This window comes from Pseudomonas monachiensis (assembly GCF_047345015.1).
Taxonomy (GTDB): Bacteria; Pseudomonadota; Gammaproteobacteria; order Pseudomonadales; family Pseudomonadaceae; genus Aquipseudomonas; species Aquipseudomonas monachiensis.
On record NZ_CP178857.1, the window covers coordinates 1652625 to 1675250 of the forward strand.

The 22626-nt window shown below is 58.9% G+C and carries 19 protein-coding genes; 12 read left to right on the forward strand and 7 right to left on the reverse strand.

Annotation, left to right across the window (positions count from 1 at the left end):
- Positions 1-7: 7 nt before the first annotated feature.
- Positions 8-790 carry a hydroxypyruvate isomerase gene (gene hyi / locus ACMDB8_RS07410; protein ID WP_046037664.1) on the reverse strand — a complete coding sequence of 261 codons (783 nt, stop codon included), beginning with the start codon at positions 788-790 and terminating at the stop codon, positions 8-10.
- A gap of 137 nt (positions 791-927) precedes the next feature.
- Complete coding sequence (gene gcl / locus ACMDB8_RS07415; RefSeq protein WP_056721656.1) at positions 928-2703, reverse strand: glyoxylate carboligase; 1776 nt, start codon at positions 2701-2703, stop codon at positions 928-930.
- A 281-nt stretch (positions 2704-2984) separates the two neighbouring features.
- Here gcl and ACMDB8_RS07420 point away from each other — a divergent pair, with 281 nt between their 5' ends.
- Together ACMDB8_RS07420 and ACMDB8_RS07425 are read left to right on the forward strand one after the other, a co-directional pair.
- Complete coding sequence (locus ACMDB8_RS07420) at positions 2985-3425, forward strand: GlcG/HbpS family heme-binding protein (RefSeq protein ID WP_056721658.1); 441 nt, start codon at positions 2985-2987, stop codon at positions 3423-3425.
- Between the two features lie 211 nt (positions 3426-3636).
- The gene (locus ACMDB8_RS07425; RefSeq protein ID WP_082562889.1) at positions 3637-4095 is read left to right on the forward strand and encodes an REP-associated tyrosine transposase; all 459 of its coding nucleotides are present in this window, start codon (positions 3637-3639) and stop codon (positions 4093-4095) included.
- Between the two features lie 126 nt (positions 4096-4221).
- Here the strand turns inward: ACMDB8_RS07425 and ACMDB8_RS07430 are convergent, their stop codons facing one another.
- Positions 4222-4830 (reverse strand): TetR/AcrR family transcriptional regulator, encoded by a 609-nt coding sequence (locus tag ACMDB8_RS07430; RefSeq protein WP_015096199.1) that lies wholly within the window; start codon positions 4828-4830, stop codon positions 4222-4224.
- A gap of 134 nt (positions 4831-4964) precedes the next feature.
- Between ACMDB8_RS07430 and ACMDB8_RS07435 the strand changes: the two genes are divergently transcribed.
- Positions 4965-5879 carry a DUF808 domain-containing protein gene (locus tag ACMDB8_RS07435; RefSeq protein WP_409078479.1) on the forward strand — a complete coding sequence of 305 codons (915 nt, stop codon included), beginning with the start codon at positions 4965-4967 and terminating at the stop codon, positions 5877-5879.
- Positions 5880-6035: 156 nt separating this feature from the next.
- On the opposite strand, the gene ACMDB8_RS07440 is transcribed toward ACMDB8_RS07435, so the two are convergent.
- Together ACMDB8_RS07440 and ACMDB8_RS07445 are read right to left on the reverse strand one after the other, a co-directional pair.
- Positions 6036-6824 (reverse strand): MlaA family lipoprotein, encoded by a 789-nt coding sequence (locus tag ACMDB8_RS07440; protein ID WP_056721662.1) that lies wholly within the window; start codon positions 6822-6824, stop codon positions 6036-6038.
- Positions 6817-8115 carry a serine/threonine protein kinase gene (locus tag ACMDB8_RS07445; RefSeq protein WP_056721664.1) on the reverse strand — a complete coding sequence of 433 codons (1299 nt, stop codon included), beginning with the start codon at positions 8113-8115 and terminating at the stop codon, positions 6817-6819. The genes ACMDB8_RS07440 and ACMDB8_RS07445 overlap by 8 nt, the downstream gene beginning before the upstream one ends.
- Before the next feature lie 225 nt (positions 8116-8340).
- Here ACMDB8_RS07445 and ACMDB8_RS07450 point away from each other — a divergent pair, with 225 nt between their 5' ends.
- Complete coding sequence (locus ACMDB8_RS07450; RefSeq protein WP_409078478.1) at positions 8341-8709, forward strand: hypothetical protein; 369 nt, start codon at positions 8341-8343, stop codon at positions 8707-8709.
- 83 nt (positions 8710-8792) lie between these two features.
- On the opposite strand, the gene ACMDB8_RS07455 is transcribed toward ACMDB8_RS07450, so the two are convergent.
- Positions 8793-10388, reverse strand: a complete 1596-nt coding sequence (locus tag ACMDB8_RS07455; RefSeq protein ID WP_409078477.1) for a beta (1-6) glucans synthase — start codon at positions 10386-10388, stop codon at positions 8793-8795.
- A gap of 290 nt (positions 10389-10678) precedes the next feature.
- On the opposite strand from ACMDB8_RS07455, the gene ACMDB8_RS07460 reads away from it, so the two are divergent.
- The 3 genes from ACMDB8_RS07460 to ACMDB8_RS07470 all read left to right on the forward strand — a co-directional run bounded on the left by ACMDB8_RS07460 (position 10679) and on the right by ACMDB8_RS07470 (position 13725).
- A complete protein-coding gene (locus ACMDB8_RS07460; protein ID WP_056721670.1) occupies positions 10679-11530 on the forward strand; it encodes a glycine betaine ABC transporter substrate-binding protein in 852 nt (283 codons plus the stop codon).
- 228 nt (positions 11531-11758) lie between these two features.
- Complete coding sequence (locus tag ACMDB8_RS07465; RefSeq protein WP_056721673.1) at positions 11759-12070, forward strand: DUF485 domain-containing protein; 312 nt, start codon at positions 11759-11761, stop codon at positions 12068-12070.
- Positions 12067-13725 carry a cation acetate symporter gene (locus ACMDB8_RS07470; protein WP_056721675.1) on the forward strand — a complete coding sequence of 553 codons (1659 nt, stop codon included), beginning with the start codon at positions 12067-12069 and terminating at the stop codon, positions 13723-13725. The genes ACMDB8_RS07465 and ACMDB8_RS07470 overlap by 4 nt, the downstream gene beginning before the upstream one ends.
- Positions 13726-14629: 904 nt before the next feature.
- Here ACMDB8_RS07470 and gltA read toward each other — a convergent pair.
- A complete protein-coding gene (gltA, locus tag ACMDB8_RS07475; protein WP_056721677.1) occupies positions 14630-15919 on the reverse strand; it encodes a citrate synthase in 1290 nt (429 codons plus the stop codon).
- 364 nt (positions 15920-16283) lie between these two features.
- Between gltA and sdhC the strand changes: the two genes are divergently transcribed.
- From sdhC to ACMDB8_RS07500, 5 genes are all read left to right on the forward strand, one after another.
- Complete coding sequence (gene sdhC / locus ACMDB8_RS07480; RefSeq protein ID WP_032829628.1) at positions 16284-16658, forward strand: succinate dehydrogenase, cytochrome b556 subunit; 375 nt, start codon at positions 16284-16286, stop codon at positions 16656-16658.
- Positions 16652-17020, forward strand: a complete 369-nt coding sequence (gene sdhD, locus ACMDB8_RS07485; protein ID WP_056721678.1) for a succinate dehydrogenase, hydrophobic membrane anchor protein — start codon at positions 16652-16654, stop codon at positions 17018-17020. Before sdhC ends, sdhD begins: the two co-directional genes overlap by 7 nt.
- A gap of 3 nt (positions 17021-17023) precedes the next feature.
- Positions 17024-18796 carry a succinate dehydrogenase flavoprotein subunit gene (gene sdhA / locus ACMDB8_RS07490; protein WP_056721681.1) on the forward strand — a complete coding sequence of 591 codons (1773 nt, stop codon included), beginning with the start codon at positions 17024-17026 and terminating at the stop codon, positions 18794-18796.
- Between the two features lie 11 nt (positions 18797-18807).
- Positions 18808-19512 carry a succinate dehydrogenase iron-sulfur subunit gene (locus tag ACMDB8_RS07495; protein WP_008063297.1) on the forward strand — a complete coding sequence of 235 codons (705 nt, stop codon included), beginning with the start codon at positions 18808-18810 and terminating at the stop codon, positions 19510-19512.
- Positions 19513-19765: 253 nt separating this feature from the next.
- A complete protein-coding gene (locus ACMDB8_RS07500; RefSeq protein WP_223542121.1) occupies positions 19766-22597 on the forward strand; it encodes a 2-oxoglutarate dehydrogenase E1 component in 2832 nt (943 codons plus the stop codon).
- Positions 22598-22626: the final 29 nt, after the last annotated feature.

The window sequence follows — 22626 nt, forward strand, 5'->3', positions numbered from 1 at the left end:
TGTTTGATCAGATCGCGTTATGGGTCTTCAACCAGCCCAGGCCCGCTTCAGTGGTGGTCAGCGGCTTGTATTCGCAACCGACCCAGCCCTGGTAACCGATGCGGTCCAGGTGTTCGAACAGGAAGCGGTAGTTGATTTCACCGGTGCCTGGTTCGTTGCGCCCCGGGTTGTCCGCGAGCTGCACGTGGTTGATCTCGCCCAGGTGCGATTGCAGGGTGCGGGCCAGATCGCCTTCCATGATTTGCATGTGATAGATGTCGTATTGCAGGAACAGGTTGGCGCTGCCGACCTGCTCGCGAATCGACAGGGCTTGCGCCGTGTTGTTCAGGTAGAAACCCGGGATGTCACGGGTGTTGATCGCTTCCATCACCAGCTTGATACCCGCCGCTTGCAGCTTGTCGGCCGCGTACTTGAGGTTGGCGACGAAGGTTTTCTCCACGGTGGCATCGTCAAAGCCCTGCGGACGAATACCGGCCAGGCAGTTGACTTGGGTGTTGCCCAGCACTTGCGCGTAAGCGATGGCCAGGTCGACACCGGCACGGAACTCTTCGACCCGGTCCGGCAGGCACGCGATACCGCGCTCGCCCTTGGCCCAGTCACCGGCCGGCAGGTTGAACAGCACTTGGGTCAGACCGTGTGCGTCGAGCTGGGCCTTGATTTCGGCGGAGCTGAAGTCGTACGGGAACAGGTATTCGACACCACTGAAGCCGGCCTTGGCGGCCGCTTCGAAACGGGCGAGAAAGTCCTGTTCGGTGAACAGCATGGACAGGTTGGCTGCGAAACGCGGCATGGTGGTCTCCTGTATGTGTTTGATGTCCTCTGTGGGAGCGGGCTTGCTCGCGAAGGCGGTGGTTCAGTCAACATTGATGTCGACTGACACTCCCTCTTCGCGGGCAAGCCCGCTCCCACAGGGGGAGCGGTCAGCAGTTAATCGAGCAACGAAATCGCAGTCGGTGCGTCGTCGCCGACCAGCGCCAGGTCTTCGAATTCGTTGACGGCGTTGATCTCGGTACCCATGGAAATGTTGGTCACGCGCTCCAGGATGATCTCGACGATCACCGGAACCTTGAACTCTTCGATCAGCTCCTGGGCCTTGCGCAGGGCAGGCTGGATCTGGGACGGTTCGAATACGCGCAGGGCCTTGCAGCCGAGGCCTTCGGCAACTGCGACGTGGTCGACACCGTAGCCGTTGAGTTCCGGCGCGTTCAGGTTGTCGAAGGACAGCTGCACGCAGTAGTCCATGTCGAAACCGCGCTGCGCCTGACGGATCAGGCCCAGGTACGAGTTGTTCACCACAACATGGATGTACGGCAGCTTGAACTGCGCGCCCACCGCCAATTCCTCGATCATGAACTGGAAGTCATAGTCCCCCGACAGGGCCACGACTTTACGGTTCGGATCGGCCTTGACCACGCCCAGCGCTGCCGGAATGGTCCAGCCCAACGGGCCTGCCTGGCCGCAGTTGATCCAGTGGCGCGGCTTGTAGACGTGCAGGAACTGCGCGCCGGCAATCTGCGACAGACCGATGGTGCTGACGTAGCAGGTGTCTTTGCCGAACACCTGGTTCATTTCTTCGTAGACGCGTTGCGGCTTGACCGGAACGTTGTCGAAGTGAGTCTTGCGCTGCAGGCTGGCTTTACGCTGCTGGCAGTCTTGCAGCCAGGCGCTGCGGTTCTTCAGCTTGCCGGCGGCTTGCCATTCGCGAGCGACTTCGATGAACACGGTCAGCGCGGCAGCGGCGTCGGAAACGATGCCCAGGTCCGGGGTGAACACGCGGCCGATCTGGGTCGGTTCGATATCAACGTGAATGAACTTGCGGCCTTCGGTGTAGACGTCGACGGAACCGGTGTGACGGTTGGCCCAACGGTTACCCACGCCCAGAACCACGTCGGATTTCAGCATGGTTGCGTTGCCGTAGCGGTGCGAGGTCTGCAGACCCACCATGCCCACCATCAGCGGGTGATCGTCCGGGATGGCGCCCCAGCCCATCAAGGTCGGGATAACCGGAATACCGGTCAGCTCGGCGAACTCCACCAGCAGGTCGGCGGCGTCGGCGTTGATGATACCGCCACCGGCCACCAGCAATGGACGCTCGGCCTGATCCAGCATCGCCAAGGCTTTTTCCACCTGAACGCGGGTAGCGCTCGGCTTGGCCAATGGCAGTGGCTGGTAGGCGTCGATGTCGAATTCGATTTCGGCCATCTGCACGTCGAACGGCAGGTCGATCAGCACTGGGCCAGGACGGCCGGAGCGCATTTCATAGAAAGCCTTCTGGAACGCATAAGGCACCTGGCCCGGTTCCATGACGGTGGTCGACCACTTGGTGACTGGCTTGACGATGGTGGTGATATCGACAGCCTGGAAGTCTTCCTTGTGCATACGGGCGCGGGGTGCCTGGCCGGTAATGCAGAGGATTGGAATCGAGTCGGCCGAGGCGCTGTAGAGCCCGGTGACCATGTCGGTGCCGGCAGGGCCGGAAGTACCGATGCACACGCCGATGTTGCCGGCCTTGGTGCGGGTGTAGCCCTCGGCCATGTGCGAGGCGCCTTCAACGTGGCGAGCGAGTACGTGATCGATGCCGCCGACCTTTTGCAGGGCGGAGTACAGCGGGTTGATGGCGGCACCCGGGATGCCAAAAGCGGTATCGACCCCTTCACGGCGCATCACCAGAACGGCGGCTTCGATTGCTCTCATTTTGCTCATGGTTTTGTGCCTCTTTACGTTTTGTAATTGTATACAAGTGGCTTTGCGCAGAGTGTATTCACGGCGGACGGCGCAGGTCAATCCATTTTCTCAAGCGCTTGTTTCATTCGTCGGAAGCCCGTTCTACTGTGGCTTTTCGTCGCATGTGGCGCCTTTCGAGAATTATTGTATACAAAAAAATAATTCATTGTGTTCTATTTGTTACATCGGGCTGCGACGCAAGCGCGTGCACTTGTGCCGCAGCCCACCGACTTTCCGAAAAACAAAATGAGGACGGCACCATGAGCGCTTTAACCTTGAAAGTCGCAGTCAACCTGGTCAACGAGGCCATCACTGCAGGGCGTGCAATCGCTGCGGCACCCTTGACCATTGCGGTACTGGATGCCGGCGGGCATCTGATCGCCCTGCAACGCGAAGACGGCGCCAGCCTGCTGCGCCCGCACGTCGCCATCGGCAAGGCCTGGGGCGCCATCGCGCTGGGCAAGGGTTCGCGCCTGCTGGCGCTGGACGCCCAGCAACGCCCGGCGTTTATCGCCGCGTTGAACAGCCTGGGGCAGGGCAGCGTCGTGCCGGCACCGGGTGGTGTGCTGGTTCGCGATCAGGACGGGAACGTGCTGGGGGCGGTGGGGATCAGCGGCGATCTGTCGGATGTCGACGAGCAGTGCGCAATCAATGCCATCGAGGCGTTGGGGTTGGTGGCGGATGCGGGGGTGGCGGCTTGATCTTCGCTGACTGAACTACCGCTTTCGCGAGCAAGCCCGCTCCTACCATGATCGAAGGTGCTCACATATTTTATGTACACCATCAGACCCTGTGGGAGCGGGCTTGCCCGCGATGGCTATCGACAGGACACATCCAGCTAAAAGTCTGCACGACCATCCAGTATTTCCGGGGCTAGCCTTCTCATGACTTCATCATGAGAGTGGCAAAGGAATGTCCGATTCACCTGCTTCACATCGCCTGCGTACGGGGCGCTATGCCGAACCCAATCGAATCTATTTACTGACGACCAATACGCTTGGCCGTGAGCCGGTTTTTGCCGATTACGCTTTGGGCAGATTGGTGGTGCATCAGTTTCGGCAGGCACAAAGCCTGGGATTGGCAAATTCATTGGCTTGGGTTGTCATGCCTGACCATTTCCACTGGTTGGTGGAATTGGAGAAATGCTCACTCAGTAGTTTGATGCGGCAAACCAAGTCACTGACAACGCGGGAGGTGAACCTTTCCAGTGCCAGGCACGGGCCACTCTGGCAACAGGGATATCACGACCGAGCACTGAGGCGAGATGAGGATTTGGTGAAGATGGCGCGATATGTTGTGGCCAACCCGTTGCGGGCTGGGCTTGTAGAGCGTCTTGGCAACTATCCGTTGTGGGATGCGATTTGGGTCTGATCCACTCCCGAGTTGCCGCCATCGCGGGCAAGCCCGCTCCCACAGGGATATGTGTCGTTCACAGAATTTGAATTCAACACTGAAAATTGTTGGAGCGAGCCTGCTCGCGAATGGCCTTGATACGGTCTACCGCTCAGGCTCACATCCCTTCAACACCAACCGGATAATCGTCTGCGCCGCCGCTTCATAATCTTCTTCATCCAGCCGTGCCTTGCCGGTGATGGCGGTGATTTGCCAGTCGAAGTCGGCGTAGGTCTGGGTCGCGGCCCAGATGCTGAACATCAGGTGGTTGGGGTCGATGGGGGCGATTTGCCCGCGGTCGATCCAGGTCTGGATGCACTCGATGTTGTGTTTGGCCTGGCCATTGAGCTGTTCGACCAGATCGCTGCTCAGGTGGGGGGCGCCGTGCATGATTTCGCTGGCGAACACCTTGGAGGCGAAAGGCAGGTCGCGGGAGATGCGGATCTTCGAGCGAATGTAGCCGCTGAGCACTTCACCAGGCTCGCCGTCCGGATTGAACGGTGTCGAAGCCTGCAGGATCGGCTCGATGATACTTTCCAGAACCTCGCGGTAGAGGTTTTCCTTGGACTTGAAGTAGTAGTAAACGTTGGGCTTGGGCAATCCCGCCTTGGCTGCGATGTCGCTGGTTTTGGTCGCAGCGAAGCCTTTGTCGGCGAATTCCTCACTGGCGGCACGCAGGATCAGTTGTTTGTTGCGCTCGCGGATAGTGCTCATAAACCGGGTGATTCCTTGCCTGTTCTGGCGGTTGCGCATGGTATCACCGGCCTCGCGCGGCGCTCAAGAATGCACCGTAGGCTCTTATGTCGCGCTATGCTGCTGCGCATTCATTGCAGAAGGAAACCCGATTCATGGCAGGAAGCAGTTTGCTGGTGCTGATCGATGACATCGCGACCGTACTGGACGACGTGTCCTTGATGACCCAAATGGCCGCCAAGAAAACGGCCGGCGTACTCGGTGACGACCTGGCACTCAATGCCCAGCAGGTCAGTGGCGTGCGTGCCGAGCGGGAAATCCCGGTGGTCTGGGCGGTCGCCAAGGGGTCGTTCATCAATAAACTGATCCTGGTGCCATCGGCGCTGGCCATCAGTGCGTTCATTCCGTGGCTGGTCACACCGCTGTTGATGGTCGGTGGCGCCTATCTGTGCTTCGAAGGTTTCGAAAAACTTGCCCACAAGTTCCTGCACAGCAAGGCTGAAGATGTCGCCGAGCATGCGCAGTTGGTCGAGGCGGTGGCCGATCCTGCCATCGACCTGGTGGCGTTCGAGAAGGACAAGATCAAAGGCGCGATCCGCACCGATTTCATTCTTTCGGCGGAAATCATCGCCATCACCCTCGGCACCGTGGCCGGCGCGCCATTGACCCAGCAAATCATCGTGCTGTCGGGCATTGCCATTGTCATGACTGTCGGCGTGTACGGATTGGTGGCGGGTATCGTCAAGCTTGACGACCTCGGCCTGTGGTTGACTCAGAAACCCGGACAGGTGGCGAAAAGCATCGGCGGCGGGATTTTGCGTGCGGCACCGTACATGATGAAGAGCCTGTCGGTGATCGGCACGGCGGCGATGTTTCTGGTGGGCGGCGGGATCCTCACGCACGGTGTGCCGGTGGTGCATCACTGGATCGAAGGTGTCGGTGCGGCGGCGGGTGGCGGCGGATTTATCGTGCCGGTGTTGCTCAATGGCGTGGCGGGGATTGTCGCAGGGGCGGTGGTGTTGGTTGGCGTGATGGCCGTCAGCAGGATCTGGAAAGCCCTGAAAGGCTGAAGACAGCACATAACAAATGTGGGAGCGGCGGTGCGGCGATCCGACTTGCTCGCGAAGAGGTCGTTTCAGTCACCAAAAAGGTTGTCTGACACACCGCTTTCGTCGGAACGCCGCCCGGAGCAAGCTCGCTCCCACAGTGTTTTTCGGCTGCCTTGTTTACTCGGCGATCTGCAACTTGCGCGCTTCGGTGTACACGTAACGCACTTTATCGTACTCGAATGGCGAGTTCATCTGGCCATAGCGGAAGCTGGTCTGGTGGCGCTTGTCGATGCCGCGCAGGATCCAGACTTCCGGATGATTGGAGCTGACTTCGGCGACGTTGAGGAAGTTGATCGCATTCTCGGCCGAGTAATCCACCAGCAGGCCGCCGGTATCACGCAGGTTCGACGGACCGAGGATCGGCAGGACGAAATAAGCGCCGCCCGGCACGCCGTAGAAGCCTAAAGTCTGGCCGAAGTCTTCGCTCTGGCGGGGCAGGCCCATTGCGGTGGCCGGGTCCCACAGGCCGGCGATGCCGATGGTGGTGTTGAGCAGCAGTCTCCCGGTAATTTCCAGCGAACGCTGGCCCTTGAGTTGCAGCAGGCTGTTCATCAGGTTCGGCACGTCGCCGAGGTTGTTGAAGAAGTTGCTGACGCCGGTACGCAGGAAGCTCGGGGTGACGTAGCGGTAACCATTGACCACCGGCAGGAACACCCATTGGTCGAAGCGGTAGTTGAAGTGATAGACGCGCCGATTCCACTCTTCCAATGGATCGTAGACGGCCAGCGCGTTGAGCGTCGAACGTTCGAACTCGCGCTGATCCAGGCCCGGGTTGAATTTGAGTTTGCTCAGCGGCTCCTTGAAGCCGTCGCTGTCGACGACCAGGGGGGCGTTGGCTTTGCTGTTGTCGGCATTGGCGACGCTTGCACAGAGTAACGCTGCGAAAAGCAGGAGATATTTAGCCACGGAAAAACTCCAGCATGGCGTCGCTGTTGACGCGGTAGTTAATGTTGCCGCAGTGGCCGCCATACGGGTAAACGGTCAGGCGATCACCGAAAGTCTTGCGCAGGAAGCCCAGGTCGCCAGGGCCGAGGATCACGTCATCGGCGTTGTGCATCACTGCGATTTTCGGGCTTTCGTGCAGATAGTCCTTCAGCGCATACAGGCTCACCTGGTCAATCAGTTGCAGCAGGCTGCCGCCGTCGGTGCGGGCGCGCCACATCGGGATCACCTGTTCGGTGATGTAGCAGTCGAAGTCGCATTGCAGCGCTCGCTTGAGGAATGGCGTGAGGCTGGTGCCCTCGGTGATCGGGAACTTGGGTGGGGTGATCAGGCCGCGACGGTTGACCAGGTCCGAAGTGAAGGCAATGTCGGCCGCCGAAAAGCGGAACGAGGTGCCGATCAGCATGGCCATCTGCTCATTGGACAGGTGCTGCTTGGACTGCTGGAAGTCGTAGAGCAGGGCGTCATTGAGGTCGATGTAGCCCTTCTGCTGGAAGTAGCGGGTCAGCTTGTCCAGTACCAGTTCATAGAACGTGGTGCTGGTGTTGATGCCCTTGACCTCGGTCTGGACCAGCTTGTCGAGGTTGGTGATCGAGGTGTAGAGGTTGACCGGCGGGTTGAGCAGCAGGACTTTCTTGAAGTTGAAGCTGCGGCGGGTTTCGTCCAGGTGCGCGACGAAAGCGGCATCCAGGGCACCCAGGCTGTACCCGGTCAGGTAGTAATCGGTAACCGGCATTTTCGGGTTCTGTGCCCGCACGGCCTGCATCACCCGGTACAGATCTTCGGCGTCTTCCTTGGAAACGCCCGGGGTGGCGAAGCGTGATGCCGCGCTCATGAAGTCATAGCTGGTGGGCGACGACAACTGAACCACGTGGTAGCCGGCTTTGTAATAGAGCTTCTTCAGGTATTCGTTCAGGGTGCTGTCATAGCGCGCGCCGGTGCCGGCGATCAGGAAAATCAGCGGCGCGGCGTGATCCTGCGTGGCAATGCGGTAGTCGAGTTTCTTGACCGCCCAGAAATTGTCCGGCAACTCGAATGCCCGTTCCGGACGCAAGGTAACGCTGCGCACTTCCTGATCGATATCGTCGTCCAGGGGTAACTCCGGACGCAGGTCCGGCGGCGTGGTCGCGATGGTCGCCTCGAACGGGTTGGTCAGGGGGTAGCCGTAACTGGCGGCGTCAATGTCGACCGCCAGTGCGGACGCACTCAATATAAGGCCGCCAAACAGGGCAGCGAAGCGCAAGGAACGGAGCATGACTAAATCCCTTAGAAGAAGGTGCCGAATGAATTTCGCAGGCTATGACCACCGGATTTGCGCCAAAGTGCCAAGCCTCGGCACCAAACAGGCTTAATTTCGAAGTAATAGTAGCTGGACGATACACTTTGCAGCGATTGAATGACCAGTTATCAGTTGTTATCGCTTGCGAAACCCTTGGGGGCGATTAAGCTGGCCGCCGTTTTTCGCCAATTGGAGTGTTTCATGTCCCGCCGCCTGCCCGTGATTCTGCTGCTAGTTTTGCTGCCTGTCTGGCTGGCCGCCAGTTATGGCGCGCGTTATGGCTTCATGGAGGATGCGCAGTGGGTCGGCATTTGCGTGGATGAAGCGAGTCGTTGGGAATGCCAGGTGCGTTCAAACCTGGGGCTGATGATTCACTTCGGGGTGCTGGGGTGGGGCGCCTTGGCTGCTGCCGTGATCGGCTTTGTGTTGTCCGGGCGTGCGGGGTGGTGGTTGGCGGTGCTGGCGCTGGTGCTCGGTTTTCCGGCGTTGGCCTTGTACAACACGACGTTGGCGGTGTTTGCGGTGGTGATTGCCGGGTTGCGGCTGGTTCGGGAGAATCGCTTCGGTTGATCAAAAGATCGCAGCCTGCGGCAGCTCCTACAGGGGAACACGAATTCCTGTGTAGGAGCTGCCGCAGGCTGCGATCTTTTGATCTAGCCCTTGCGAACCCGCAAACAGCGCCACAACGCCGCCACCATCAACACACTCACCAGCGCCCAGCCCCAGGCCTGCTGGTTCTGCAAGCCTTCGCGGAACAGCTGCGGCGCAATGCAGGCACCGATGATGAAGGTCAGCAACGCAATTTCGCGGCGCGGCACGTTCACCGGGCGGCACAGATATACCAACGCCGGCACGATGAACGCGACGCTCGGGAAGCTGCGATAACGGGGGTCGAGCACCAGTTCCAGCATCATCACGGCTGCCGCGAAACCTGTTGTTGCAACCAGCCAGCCAGCACGACGCTCGAACAAGTCGAAAGCCCGCCCGCGCCATCCGCTGCGAGGGCTCAATGCCAGCGCGGCATGGGCCAGCACCAGCAGATTCAGAGCGGTCAGCAATCCGACCCATAGCCATTCACTGGTAAAGCGCGTGGTCACCCGTGCCAGGTCACCCCAGGCGCCGATCGAACACGCCGCCAAGGCACCAAGCAGCGGCAGCACCAGTGCCGAGCGGGTCGTGCGGACCCGACCACCAAGCAGCAACGTGCCGATGAAGATCAAGCCACCCACCGCCAGCCACTGCGTCCAGTACGGGGCGTTTGTCACTGGCCCGGCCAGCACGCCCTTGTCCTGGCGATCGGCATCGAATAGCCCCCAGTAACCGCCGACCGCACCTTCACTGGCGCGTTTCCAGGGCTGGTCGAAGGCTTCGATCAGGTTGTAATGCCAACCCTGTTGCTCGGCCATGGCAACAAAACCGCGAATGAATTTTGCTTCGTTGACGCGGCTCGGCAGGGCCGTTTCGCGCTGGCGACCTTCGCTAGGCCAGCCAGTTTCGCCGATCAGCACATCCTTGGGCGCGAACTTGTTGCCGAATACCTGGCGTATGTCGGCCACATGTTGCAGGGCAGCGTCGATGTTCGACGGATCGTCTTCCCAGTACGGCAGCAAGTGAATGGTCAGGAAGTCCACGGCGGGGGCGATTTCCGGATGCTTGAGCCAGAACTCCCAGACGTCGGCGTAGGTGACCGGCTGTTTGACCTGGCTCTTGACCTTGTTGATCAGCTTCGCCAGTTGCGCGCCGGTGACTTCCTTGCGCAGCAGGGTTTCGTTACCGACGATTACCGCACTGACCACATCCGGGTTGGCGTTGGCCGAGGCGATCAGCAGGTCGACTTCTTTCTCGGTGTCCACCGGGTTGCTGTTGACCCAGGCGCCGATCATCAGCTTCAAGCCATGCTTGCGTGCCAGGTCCGGCAGGGCTTCCAGGCCGGTCATGGAATAGGTGCGGATGCATTCGAAGCTTTTGGACAGTAGCGCGAGGTCGGCATCCATGCGCTCGGGGCGCAAGTTGAATGGCACGTCGAACGGCGATTGATCCTTGTCGAACGGGGTGTAGGAGGCGCATTGCAGCTTGTGCGTCGCGCTGGCCACGTCCGGCAAAATTACCGGTTTGCCGAGGCCGTACCAGAAGCCGCCCAGGGCAAACAGCCCGAGCAGGCAAGCGAATAGATAAGCAGCAAAAGGGAAGCGGGAGGTCTCGGACATGGTCAGGCCGTGTGGGAACAAAGCGGCGCATGTTACCTGCATTTAAAGCGTGTCTGGTGGGCCTGCATGATTTTGACATGCAAAGTCCGGGCGGATTGGCGGGGGGGTGTCTGTCGCGCAGAGGGTTAATGGCTTTCTGATGTCGTTTCTCGATGCCTTGAGGTCGCTGGCAGAGCAGGTCGCCATGAGCGTCAGGTTGATTATCGCAAGTGTCAGTACTCCGCTGATGTTCGAACGAGTTTGCGGTGGGCGTGATGGGGGCGCTGTGCACCATAACAATACGTTTAAGCGACTCGGCAACCGTCGAGCGCAGCACTTTCGGGGAAGTAACGATGAAGATGCGACGACTCTTGGGCGCAGGTGCGGCTTTGGTGCTGGCGATCAGTTCGACCGTGGCAAGCGCCGCTGGCAAGGACGTGACGCTTGGTTATGTCGATGGCTGGTCGGACAGTGTCGCCACGACCAACGTGGCGGCTGAAGTGATCAGGCAGAAACTCGGTTATGACGTGAAGCTGCAAGCCGTCGCTACCGGGATCATGTGGCAGGGCGTGGCCACCGGAAAACTCGACGCCATGTTGTCGGCCTGGCTGCCGGTGACCCACGGTGAGTACTGGGCGAAGAACAAGGATCAGGTCGTCGACTACGGCCCGAACTTCAAGGACGCGAAAATCGGCCTGATCGTGCCGGAGTACGTCAAGGCCAAGTCCATTGAGGACCTCAAGACCGACGACACCTTCAAGAACCGCATCGTCGGCATCGACGCCGGTTCAGGCGTGATGCTCAAGACCGACCAGGCGATCAAGGACTACGACCTGACCGGCTATCAACTCAAGGCCAGTTCCGGCGCCGGCATGATCGCCGAGCTGACCCGTGCCGAGAAGAAGAACGAATCCATCGCAGTGACCGGTTGGGTGCCGCACTGGATGTTTGCCAAGTGGAAACTGCGCTTCCTCGAAGACCCGAAAGGCGTGTACGGCGCGGCTGAAACCGTGAACAGCATCGGCAGCAAGGGCCTGGAAGCCAAGGCGCCGGAAGTGGCCAAGTTCCTGAAGAACTTCCAGTGGGCCTCCAAGGACGAAATCGGTCAGGTCATGCTGGCGATTCAGGACGGTGCCAAGCCTGAAGCCGCGGCGAAGGATTGGATCGCCAAGCACCCTGAGCGTGTGGCTGACTGGGTCAAGTAACAGTCGCCTCGCTTTTACCCGTGGGAGCGGGCTTGCTCGCGAATGCTGTCTGTCAGTTGACTGACATGACGCCTTCGCGAGCAAGCCCGCTCCCACATTTATTTTGTTCATGCTTGAAATTGGCGAATCCGTCATGGGGTTCTAAGACTAAGGTCGTCTGGAACCTGCCCCGCAGCCGCATAGAGTGGAGACCGTTCCAACTAAATCTGTGCTGCGAGGATAAAAACAATGAACGACAGCATTTACCTCTCGATTCAAAACAGCCCGCGCTTCAAGGAGCTGGTTAGCAAGAGGGAACGATTCGCCTGGATCCTTTCGGCGATCATGCTAGGGCTTTACTCCGGATTCATCCTTTTGATTGCTTATGGGCCGCATGTACTGGGGGCGAAAATCAGCCCTGAGTCATCGATCACCTGGGGCATTCCGATCGGTGTCGGTCTGATTCTCTCGGCCTTCATCCTGACCGGTATCTACGTACGGCGCGCCAACGGCGAGTTCGACGACCTGAACAATGCGATTCTCAAGGAGGCTCAGCAATGATCCGGCGTCTAATGGCTCTGTTGAGCATCGCAGCGTTCGCACCTGGCGCTTGGGCCGCTGATGCCCTGACCGGCGCGGTGCAGAAACAACCCCTTAACGTGTCCGCGATTCTGATGTTCATCGCATTCGTTGGCGCGACCCTGTGCATCACCTATTGGGCGTCCAAGAAAAACAAGTCGGCTTCCGACTACTACGCGGCGGGCGGCAAGATCACCGGTTTCCAGAACGGCCTGGCGATTGCCGGTGACTACATGTCGGCGGCGTCCTTCCTGGGTATTTCCGCGCTGGTGTTCACTTCCGGCTACGACGGCCTGATCTACTCGATCGGGTTCCTGGTGGGCTGGCCGATCATCCTGTTCCTGATCGCTGAGCGCCTGCGTAACCTGGGTAAATACACCTTTGCCGACGTGGCGTCCTATCGCCTTGGGCAAACCCAGATCCGCTCGCTGTCCGCTTGCGGTTCGCTGGTGGTGGTTGCGTTCTACCTGATCGCGCAAATGGTCGGCGCCGGCAAGCTGATCCAGCTGCTGTTCGGTCTCGATTATCACGTTGCGGTGATCCTGGTTGGTATCCTGATGTGCATGTACGTGCTGTTCGGCGGCATGCTGGCGACCACCTGGGTGCAGATCATCAAGGCAGTTTTGCTGCTGTCCGGCGCCTCCTTCATGGCGCTGATGGTGATGAAGCACGTCAACTTCGACTTCAACATGCTGTTCTCCGAGGCAATCAAGGTTCACCCGAAAGCTGAAGCGATCATGAGCCCGGGCGGCCTTGTGAAAGATCCGATCTCGGCGTTCTCCCTCGGTCTGGCGCTGATGTTCGGTACTGCTGGTCTGCCACACATCCTGATGCGCTTCTTCACCGTGAGTGACGCAAAAGAAGCTCGCAAGAGCGTGTTGTACGCAACCGGCTTCATTGGCTACTTCTACATCCTGACCTTCATCATCGGCTTCGGCGCGATCCTGCTGGTCAGTACCAACCCTGCCTTCAAAGACGCTGCTGGCGCCTTGCTGGGTGGTAACAACATGGCGGCGGTGCACCTGGCCAACGCGGTGGGTGGCAGCATTTTCCTGGGCTTCATCTCGGCGGTGGCGTTCGCGACCATTCTGGCAGTGGTTGCCGGTCTGACCCTGGCCGGTGCTTCGGCGGTGTCCCACGACCTGTATGCCAGCGTGATCAAGAAGGGCAAGGCCAACGAGAAGGACGAGATTCGCGTTTCGAAAATCACCACCATCGCCTTGGCGGTGCTGGCCATTGGTCTGGGTATCCTGTTCGAGAGCCAGAACATTGCGTTCATGGTGGGCCTGGCGTTCTCCATCGCGGCGAGCTGCAACTTCCCGGTGCTGCTGCTTTCCATGTACTGGAAAAAGCTGACCACTCGCGGTGCGATGATCGGCGGCTGGATGGGCCTGATCAGTGCCGTGGGCCTGATGGTGCTTGGTCCGACCATCTGGGTGCAGATCCTGCATCACGAGAAGGCCATCTTCCCGTATGAGTACCCGGCGCTGTTCTCGATGATGATTGCCTTTGTCGGGATCTGGTTCTTCTCGGTTACCGACAAGTCCACTGCGGCTGACAATGAGCGGGCGCTGTTCTTCCCGCAGTTTGTTCGTTCGCAGACTGGCCTGGGTGCAAGTGGTGCTGTTTCGCACTAAGGCATTAAAGCTTTATATATAAATTGCACTAACGCGTAATGCCCCGGTCGAGAGATCGGGGTTTTTTTTATTGGGCGGTAATCGACCCGAATTTCGTGGATGTACCCGATTTACTGTGGGAGCGGGCTTGCTCGCGAAGGCTTTGTGTCAGGCGGAGTGCTTTTTGATGGTGTACATATCCATTCCTTCGGTAGCGGCGACTTATGGTTTCGCCCTTACGGCGAGTCACTTTTTTTACAAGCGCCTAAAAAAAGTAACCAAAAAAACGCTCGCCCCGAACGTACGGCCCCTCGCTAAGGCTCGGGGTTCCTTCGCTGCGGTATTCATCCGGGGGCATTGCCCTCCGGTCGGCTTCGCTTCGACCTACATGCAATGAGTTCGACTGCGTCGAACGGCGCTGCGCGCCAATCCCCGGATAAACACCTCCACTCAGCCTGCCGAGGGGGCGGGTGGATCAAGATCAAGAGCTGCAGGCGAGCTAACGCTCGGCCTGATGAGTGGTGAAGCGCAGAGGGTGTACGCCGCTTTTGCTTTTGCTTTTGCTTTTGCTTTTGCTTTTGATCTTCTTGCCCCCTCGAGAGGCCGAGTGGAGGTTCTGCGCAGTGGGCAACCCGGCATGGATGCCGGGTTAGCCGCCGCCGGCCATGGATGGCCGATGGCGGCGGGCCCACGGAGCAGGACCGGAGCGAGGGAATGCCGAGCCTTGGCGAGGCACCGAACGTAAGGGGCAAGAGCCCTTTGGTTACTTTGGGGCTTTTCCAAAGTAACCCGCTGTAAAAGCGGAACCGTAAGTCGCCGCTACCTAAATAACGGAAATGTACACAATTAAAAGAGGCAAACAAAAACGGCCCCTATATAAATAGAGGCCGTCTCCGGTACAACTCAACACGCTACAGCATGAATCTTACTTGCGGTCTTCCAGCTTGGTGATATCACGCGACTCGTAGCCGGTGTACAACTGGCGCGGACGGCCGATCTTGTACGGGCTGGAGAGCATTTCCTTCCAGTGGGAGATCCAGCCGACGGTCCGCGCCAGGGCGAAGATCACGGTGAACATGCTGGTTGGAATGCCGATCGCCTTGAGGATGATCCCCGAGTAGAAGTCGACGTTCGGGTACAGCGAGCGCTCGATGAAGTACGGGTCGGTCAGGGCGATCTCTTCCAGGCGCATGGCCAGTTCGAGTTGCGGATCGTTCTGGATGCCCAGTTCCTTCAACACTTCGTCGCAGGTCTGCTTCATTACCGTGGCGCGCGGGTCGCGGTTTTTGTAAACGCGGTGACCGAAGCCCATCAGTTTGAACGGATCGTTCTTGTCCTTGGCCTTGGCGATGTACTTGTCGATGTTCGAGACATCGCCAATTTCATCGAGCATGGTCAGAACGGCTTCGTTCGCACCGCCATGGGCAGGGCCCCACAGTGCGGCGATACCGGCGGCGATACAGGCGAACGGGTTGGCACCCGAAGAGCCGGCCAGGCGCACGGTGGAAGTCGATGCGTTCTGCTCGTGGTCGGCGTGGAGGATGAAGATCCGGTCCATGGCCTTGGCGAGTACCGGGCTGATCGGTTTGATCTCGCACGGGGTGTTGAACATCATGTGCAGGAAGTTTTCCGCGTACGACAGGTCGTTGCGCGGGTACATCATGGGTTGGCCCATGGAGTACTTGTAAACCATCGCTGCCAGGGTCGGCATCTTGGCAACCAGGCGGATCGCGGAGATTTCGCGATGCTGCGGGTTATTGATGTCCAGGGAGTCGTGGTAGAACGCCGAGAGGGCGCCGACTACGCCGCACATGACGGCCATTGGGTGGGCGTCGCGACGGAAGCCGTTGAAGAAGGTCTTCAGCTGCTCGTGAACCATGGTGTGGTTCTTCACGGTGCTGACGAACTGGGCCTTCTGTTCTGCGGTCGGCAGTTCGCCGTTGAGCAGCAGATAGCAGGTTTCCAGGTAGTCCGACTTTTCAGCCAGCTGTTCGATCGGGTAGCCGCGGTGCAGCAGAATGCCGTTGTCGCCGTCGATATAGGTGATCTTCGACTCGCACGAGGCGGTCGACATGAAGCCTGGGTCAAAGGTGAAACGGCCCGTGGCCGTCAGGCCCCGAACATCGATAACATCGGGACCAACGGTGCCGGTTAAAATGGGCAGCTCGACGGGGGCTGCGCCCTCGATGATCAACTGCGCTTTTTTGTCAGCCATGTGGCCTCCTATTTATGCTTGAAATCATCAGACAGACCCCCCACGCAGGGCCCGCACCACTATAGTGAGATAAATTCGAATGTCAATTTGCCTAAAGTCTTGCTCCAGAAGGCTTTAACCGGACTTTTTTCTCGAAATTGGCTGCCATTTACGCCTTTTATGCCGGTTGCGCAATCAGCTGTTTGGGTTAGGTGTTTGCGTTGTCATTAGTAGCCTAACTGTCTATACTCGGCCACCGACCGCCAAGGGCTTTTGGGCTTGCTTTCATTGGGGGTCGCATCCCTGGGTGGTGGTTACCTGACCAGTGCACTCCCCAACAACTTTGCCCTGATTGTTAGGGGCTCTTCAGTGTGAAAAAAAAGCCGTGAAAAGCCAACGACCTGTAAACCTAGACCTAAGGACCATCAAACTCCCAGTCACTGCTTACACGTCCATCCTTCACCGAATTTCCGGTGTCATCCTCTTCGTGTGCCTTGCCATCATGCTTTACGCATTGGACAAGTCGCTGAGTTCCGAGGAAGGCTTCGGTCAGGTGAAAGCGTGTCTGACCAGTCCGCTAGCCAAGCTAGTGACATGGGGCATCCTGTCCGCTCTGCTTTATCACCTGGTAGCCGGTGTGCGCCATTTGATCATGGACATGGGCATCGGTGAGACGCTGGAAGGCGGCAAGCTGGGCTCGAAAATCGTTATCGCCGTTTCCGTGGTGGTAATCGTTCTGGCAGGAGTTTGGATATGGTAACTAACGTCACGAACCTGTCGCGTTCGGGCCTCTATGACTGGATGGCGCAACGTGTGTCTGCGGTCGTTCTCGCGGCTTACTTCATCTTCCTGATCGGATACATCGTGGCCAACCCTGGCCTCGATTACGCCCAGTGGCATGAACTGTTCGCCCACAACGGAATGCGTATCTTCAGCCTCCTGGCCCTCGTTGCCCTCGGCGCTCACGCCTGGGTCGGCATGTGGACCATCGCGACCGACTACCTGACGCCAATGGCGTTCGGCAAGTCCGCGACGGCTATACGTTTCCTTTTCCAGGCAGTCTGCGGCGTTGCGATGTTCGCTTACTTCGTCTGGGGCGTGCAGATTCTCTGGGGTATCTGAGTCATGGCTAACATTCCAACGATTTCTTTCGACGCCATCATTATTGGTGGTGGCGGTGCCGGCATGCGCGCAGCGCTGCAACTGGCACAGGGCGGTCACAAGACTGCCGTGATCACCAAGGTTTTCCCGACCCGTTCGCACACTGTATCCGCCCAGGGCGGCATCACCTGCGCCATCGCGTCCGCTGACCCGAACGATGACTGGCGCTGGCACATGTACGATACCGTCAAGGGTTCCGACTACATCGGTGACCAGGACGCTATCGAGTACATGTGTCAGGAAGGCCCGGCTGCCGTTTACGAGCTGGACCACATGGGTATGCCGTTCTCGCGTACCGAGCAAGGTCGTATCTACCAGCGCCCATTCGGCGGTCAGTCCAAGGACTACGGTAAAGGCGGCCAGGCTGCGCGTACTTGCGCTGCGTCCGACCGTACCGGTCACGCACTGCTGCACACCCTTTATCAGGGCAACCTGAAAGCCGGTACCGTGTTCCTGAACGAGTACTACGCTGTCGATCTGGTGAAGAACGGCGAAGGCGAGTTCGTCGGCGTGATTGCCATCTGCATCGAAACCGGCGAAACCACCTACATCCGTGCCAAGGCCACCGTACTGGCTACCGGCGGTGCAGGTCGTATCTACGCTTCGACCACCAACGCCCTGATCAACACCGGTGACGGCGTTGGCATGGCGCTGCGTGCCGGTGTACCGGTACAAGACATCGAAATGTGGCAGTTCCACCCGACCGGCATCGCCGGCGCCGGTGTACTGGTTACCGAAGGTTGCCGTGGTGAAGGTGGATACCTGATCAACAAGCACGGCGAGCGTTTCATGGAGCGTTATGCTCCGAACGCCAAAGACCTTGCCGGTCGTGACGTGGTTGCCCGTTCGATGGTTAAAGAGATCATCGCCGGCAATGGTTGCGGTCCGAATGGCGACCACGTGATGCTCAAGCTCGACCACCTGGGCGAGGAAGTGCTGCACAGTCGTCTGCCAGGTATCTGTGAACTGTCGAAGACTTTTGCCCACGTTGACCCGGTTGTTGCTCCGGTTCCGGTTGTTCCGACCTGCCACTATATGATGGGCGGCGTTGCCACCAACATTCATGGCCAGGCGATCACCCAGAACGGCGAAGGCGTCGACGAAATCATCCCTGGCCTGTTCGCAGTGGGTGAAGTGGCTTGCGTATCGGTTCACGGTGCCAACCGTCTGGGCGGCAACTCGCTGCTCGACCTGGTGGTATTCGGTCGCGCTGCCGGCCTGCACCTGGAAAAAGCACTGACCGACGGCATCGAATACGACGACGCTACCGAAGCCGATATCGAAGCTGCCCTGTCGCGCCTGAACGCTCTGAACAGCCGTACCGAAGGCGAAGACGTGGCTACCCTGCGTCGCGAGCTGCAGAACTGCATGCAGAACTACTTCGGTGTATTCCGTACCGGCGAATACATGCAGAAGGGTATTGCCCAGCTGGCTGACCTGCGCAAGCGCATCGCCAACGTGAAGATCAACGATAAGTCGCAGGCGTTCAACACTGCACGTATCGAAGCTCTGGAGCTGCAGAACCTGCTGGAAGTGGCCGAAGCCACCGCCATCGCCGCAGAAGTACGTAAGGAGTCCCGTGGTGCTCACGCCCGTGAAGACTTCGAAGATCGTGACGACGAAAACTGGCTGTGCCACACCCTGTACTTCCCGGGTGACAAGCGCGTGACCAAGCGTGCCGTGAACTTCTCGCCGAAGACTGTTCCGACTTTTGAACCTAAGATTCGGACTTATTAAGGGTGGCCGCCATGTTGCAAGTCAGCGTTTATCGTTACAACCCTGATCAGGACGCCGCGCCGTTCATGCAGGAATTCCAGGTTGATACCGGTGGTAAAGACCTGATGGTGCTGGACGTGCTGGCCCTGATCAAAGAGCAGGACGAGGGTTTCTCCTATCGTCGCTCTTGCCGTGAAGGTGTTTGCGGTTCCGACGGCATGAACATCAACGGCAAAAACGGCCTGGCATGCGTCACGCCGCTGTCCGCTGTCGTAAAAGGTAACAAGTTGATCGTTCGTCCTCTGCCAGGTTTGCCGGTTATCCGTGACCTGGTCGTCGATATGAGCATCTTCTACAAGCAATACGAAAAGGTTAAGCCATACCTGCAGAACGACACGCCGGCTCCGGCCATCGAGCGTCTGCAGTCCCCTGAAGAGCGTGAAAAGCTGGACGGTCTGTACGAGTGCATCCTGTGCGCTTGCTGCTCGACTTCCTGCCCGTCCTTCTGGTGGAACCCGGACAAGTTCCTGGGTCCGGCTGCCCTGCTGCAAGCGTACCGCTTCCTGGCAGACAGCCGTGATACCAAGACGTCCGAGCGTCTGGCTTCGCTGGATGACCCGTTCAGCGTATTCCGCTGCCGCGGGATCATGAACTGCGTCAACGTATGTCCGAAAGGCCTGAACCCGACTAAGGCCATCGGTCACATCCGTAACATGTTGCTCTCAAGCGGCGTGTGATTCAGCTGCTGTACCCGTTGTACCCGTAGATGCTGCGGCGCAGGCTTCAACCGGCGCCGTAGTTTTAACCTGAGCAGCAGCCTAAAAGGCTGCGGCTCTTATTTTGAAGAAATGAGACAAGCAGGGGCATCCGGGCTGGTACCCGGACTATCAGTGTGATCCTAGTGGCTTGTTTTGGTCGCTGCATTCGGACTTCTGCAAGTTTGCTCGGTGTCGACACCGATGGTGTTCCCCTAACCGAGGGTGACCAAGCATGCAAGAAAGCGTGATGCAGCGCATGTGGAACAGTGCCTACCTATCCGGTAGTAACGCTGCCTATGTGGAAGAGCTTTACGAGCTCTACCTGCACGACCCTAACGCTGTGCCAGAAGAGTGGCGCACCTACTTCCAGAAGTTGCCTGCTGACGGCAACTCTGCCACCGATGTTTCGCACTCCACAATTCGCGATCATTTCGTCTTGCTGGCAAAGAACCAGCGCCGCGCCCAACCGGTTTCCGCCGGCAGCGTGAGCAGTGAGCACGAGAAGAAGCAAGTTGAAGTGCTGCGATTGATCCAGGCCTACCGTATGCGTGGCCACCAGGCAGCCCAGCTTGACCCGCTGGGACTGTGGCAGCGTCCTGCACCTGCAGACCTGTCGATCAATCATTACGGCTTGACCAATGCCGATCTTGATACGACCTTCCGTGCCGGCGACCTGTTCATCGGCAAAGAGGAAGCGAGCCTACGCGAAATTCACGAAGCGTTGCAGCAGACATATTGCCGCACCATCGGCGCTGAGTTCACGCACATCACCGATTCCGAGCAGCGCCAGTGGTTCCAGCAGCGTCTGGAAAGCGTGCGCGGTCGTCCGACGTACTCCGCCGACATCAAGAGCCACCTGCTTGAGCGCGTGACCGCCGGTGAAGGCCTGGAAAAATACCTGGGCACCAAATACCCGGGTACCAAGCGTTTCGGTCTGGAAGGCGGCGAAAGCCTGATTCCGATGCTCGACGAGCTGATCCAGCGTTCCGGTTCCTACGGCACCAAGGAAATCGTCATCGGCATGGCCCACCGTGGCCGTCTGAACGTGCTGGTCAACACCTTCGGCAAGAACCCGCGTGAGCTGTTCGACGAGTTCGAAGGCAAGAAGAAGGTCGAGCTGGGTTCCGGTGACGTGAAATACCACCAGGGCTTCTCGTCCAACGTAATGACCTCCGGCGGTGAAGTTCACCTGGCCATGGCGTTCAACCCGTCCCACCTGGAAATTGTTTCCCCGGTGGTCGAGGGTTCGGTTCGCGCCCGTCAGGATCGTCGTAACGACCCGACCGGTGAGAAGGTTCTGCCGATCTCCATCCACGGTGACGCTGCTTTCGCAGGTCAGGGCGTGGTCATGGAAACCTTCCAGATGTCGCAGACCCGCGGTTTCAAGACCGGCGGTACCGTGCACATCGTGATCAACAACCAGGTCGGTTTCACCATCAGCAACCCGCTGGACTCGCGTTCCACCGAGTACGCGACCGACGTTGCGAAAATGATCCAGGCGCCGATCCTCCATGTGAATGGTGATGATCCGGAAGCCGTATTGTTCGTGACCCAGCTGGCCATCGACTACCGCATGCAGTTCAAGCGTGACGTGGTGATCGACCTGGTCTGCTACCGTCGTCGCGGCCACAACGAGGCCGACGAGCCAAGCGGCACCCAGCCGATCATGTATCAGCAGATCACCAAGCAGCGCACCACCCGTGAGCTGTATGCCGATCGTCTGACCCAGGGCGGTGTGCTCGACGCAGAGCGTGTTCAGGCGAAAGTCGACGAATACCGCAATGCGCTGGACAACGGTCTGCACGTAGTGAAAAGCCTGGTCAAAGAGCCGAACAAAGAGCTGTTCGTGGACTGGCGTCCGTATCTGGGCCACGCCTGGACCGCGCGTCACGACACTCGCTTCGACCTCAAGACCTTGCAGGAACTGTCCGCCAAGCTGCTGGAAATCCCGGAAGGCTTCGTGGTCCAGCGCCAGGTTGCCAAGATCTACGAAGACCGCCAGAAGATGCAAGCCGGCGGCCTGCCGATCAACTGGGGTTACGCCGAAACCATGGCGTACGCGACCCTGGCGTTCGAAGGTCACCCGATTCGCATGACTGGCCAGGACATCGGTCGCGGTACGTTCTCGCACCGTCATGCTGTCCTGCACAACCAGAAAGACGCGGGCACCTACATCCCGTTGCAGAACCTGTACGACGGCCAGCCACGTTTCGACCTGTACGATTCGTTCCTGTCCGAAGAGGCCGTACTGGCGTTCGAATATGGTTACTCGACCACCACGCCTGATGCGCTGGTGATCTGGGAAGCCCAGTTCGGCGACTTCGCCAACGGTGCCCAGGTAGTTATCGACCAGTTCATCACCAGTGGCGAGCACAAGTGGGGCCGTCTGTGCGGTCTGACCATGTTGCTGCCGCACGGTTACGAAGGTCAGGGGCCGGAGCACTCCTCGGCGCGTCTGGAACGTTACCTGCAGCTGTGCGCCGAGCACAACATTCAGGTAGCCGTGCCGACTACGCCGGCACAGATCTATCATTTGCTGCGTCGCCAGGTGATTCGCCCGCTGCGCAAGCCTTTGATCGTTCTGACTCCGAAGTCGCTGTTGCGCCACAAGCTGGCCATCTCGACGCTGGAGGATCTGGCCGAAGGTTCGTTCCAGACCGTCATCCCGGAAATCGATGCCCAAGACCCGAAAAAGGTCGAGCGCGTTGTTCTGTGTAGCGGCAAGGTCTACTACGACCTGCTGGAAAAACGCCGTGCCGAAGGTCGTGACGACATCGCTGTCGTGCGTATCGAGCAGCTGTACCCATTCCCTGAGGACGACTTGAAAGAAGTCCTGGCGCCTTACACCAACGTCAAAGCTGCCGTCTGGTGTCAGGAAGAGCCGATGAACCAGGGTGCGTGGTACTGCAGCCAACACCACATGCGTCGCAGTATCAGCAACCTCAACAAGTCTCTCGTACTCGAGTACGCGGGCCGCGAGGCTTCTGCTGCACCAGCATGCGGTTACGCATCGATGCACGCCGAACAGCAGGAAAAACTGCTGCAAGACGCCTTTACTGTTTAACGCCTTCGCGCACCTGAAACCGAATTTAA

Excerpts from the sequence above, each read along its gene's own strand:
- ACMDB8_RS07500 (WP_223542121.1), top strand. The coding sequence starts at position 19,766 with ATGCAAGAAAGCGTGATGCAGCGCATGTGGAACAGTGCCTACCTATCC.
- hyi (WP_046037664.1), bottom strand. The coding sequence starts at position 790 with ATGCCGCGTTTCGCAGCCAACCTGTCCATGCTGTTCACCGAACAGGAC.
- ACMDB8_RS07495 (WP_008063297.1), top strand. The coding sequence starts at position 18,808 with ATGTTGCAAGTCAGCGTTTATCGTTACAACCCTGATCAGGACGCCGCG.
- ACMDB8_RS07465 (WP_056721673.1), top strand. The coding sequence starts at position 11,759 with ATGAACGACAGCATTTACCTCTCGATTCAAAACAGCCCGCGCTTCAAG.
- ACMDB8_RS07450 (WP_409078478.1), top strand. The coding sequence starts at position 8,341 with ATGTCCCGCCGCCTGCCCGTGATTCTGCTGCTAGTTTTGCTGCCTGTC.
- ACMDB8_RS07435 (WP_409078479.1), top strand. The coding sequence starts at position 4,965 with ATGGCAGGAAGCAGTTTGCTGGTGCTGATCGATGACATCGCGACCGTA.
- gcl (WP_056721656.1), bottom strand. The coding sequence starts at position 2,703 with ATGAGCAAAATGAGAGCAATCGAAGCCGCCGTTCTGGTGATGCGCCGT.
- ACMDB8_RS07425 (WP_082562889.1), top strand. The coding sequence starts at position 3,637 with ATGTCCGATTCACCTGCTTCACATCGCCTGCGTACGGGGCGCTATGCC.
- sdhD (WP_056721678.1), top strand. The coding sequence starts at position 16,652 with ATGGTAACTAACGTCACGAACCTGTCGCGTTCGGGCCTCTATGACTGG.
- gltA (WP_056721677.1), bottom strand. The coding sequence starts at position 15,919 with ATGGCTGACAAAAAAGCGCAGTTGATCATCGAGGGCGCAGCCCCCGTC.
- ACMDB8_RS07455 (WP_409078477.1), bottom strand. The coding sequence starts at position 10,388 with ATGCAGGTAACATGCGCCGCTTTGTTCCCACACGGCCTGACCATGTCC.
- ACMDB8_RS07470 (WP_056721675.1), top strand. The coding sequence starts at position 12,067 with ATGATCCGGCGTCTAATGGCTCTGTTGAGCATCGCAGCGTTCGCACCT.
- ACMDB8_RS07420 (WP_056721658.1), top strand. The coding sequence starts at position 2,985 with ATGAGCGCTTTAACCTTGAAAGTCGCAGTCAACCTGGTCAACGAGGCC.
- ACMDB8_RS07445 (WP_056721664.1), bottom strand. The coding sequence starts at position 8,115 with ATGCTCCGTTCCTTGCGCTTCGCTGCCCTGTTTGGCGGCCTTATATTG.
- sdhA (WP_056721681.1), top strand. The coding sequence starts at position 17,024 with ATGGCTAACATTCCAACGATTTCTTTCGACGCCATCATTATTGGTGGT.
- ACMDB8_RS07430 (WP_015096199.1), bottom strand. The coding sequence starts at position 4,830 with ATGAGCACTATCCGCGAGCGCAACAAACAACTGATCCTGCGTGCCGCC.
- ACMDB8_RS07460 (WP_056721670.1), top strand. The coding sequence starts at position 10,679 with ATGAAGATGCGACGACTCTTGGGCGCAGGTGCGGCTTTGGTGCTGGCG.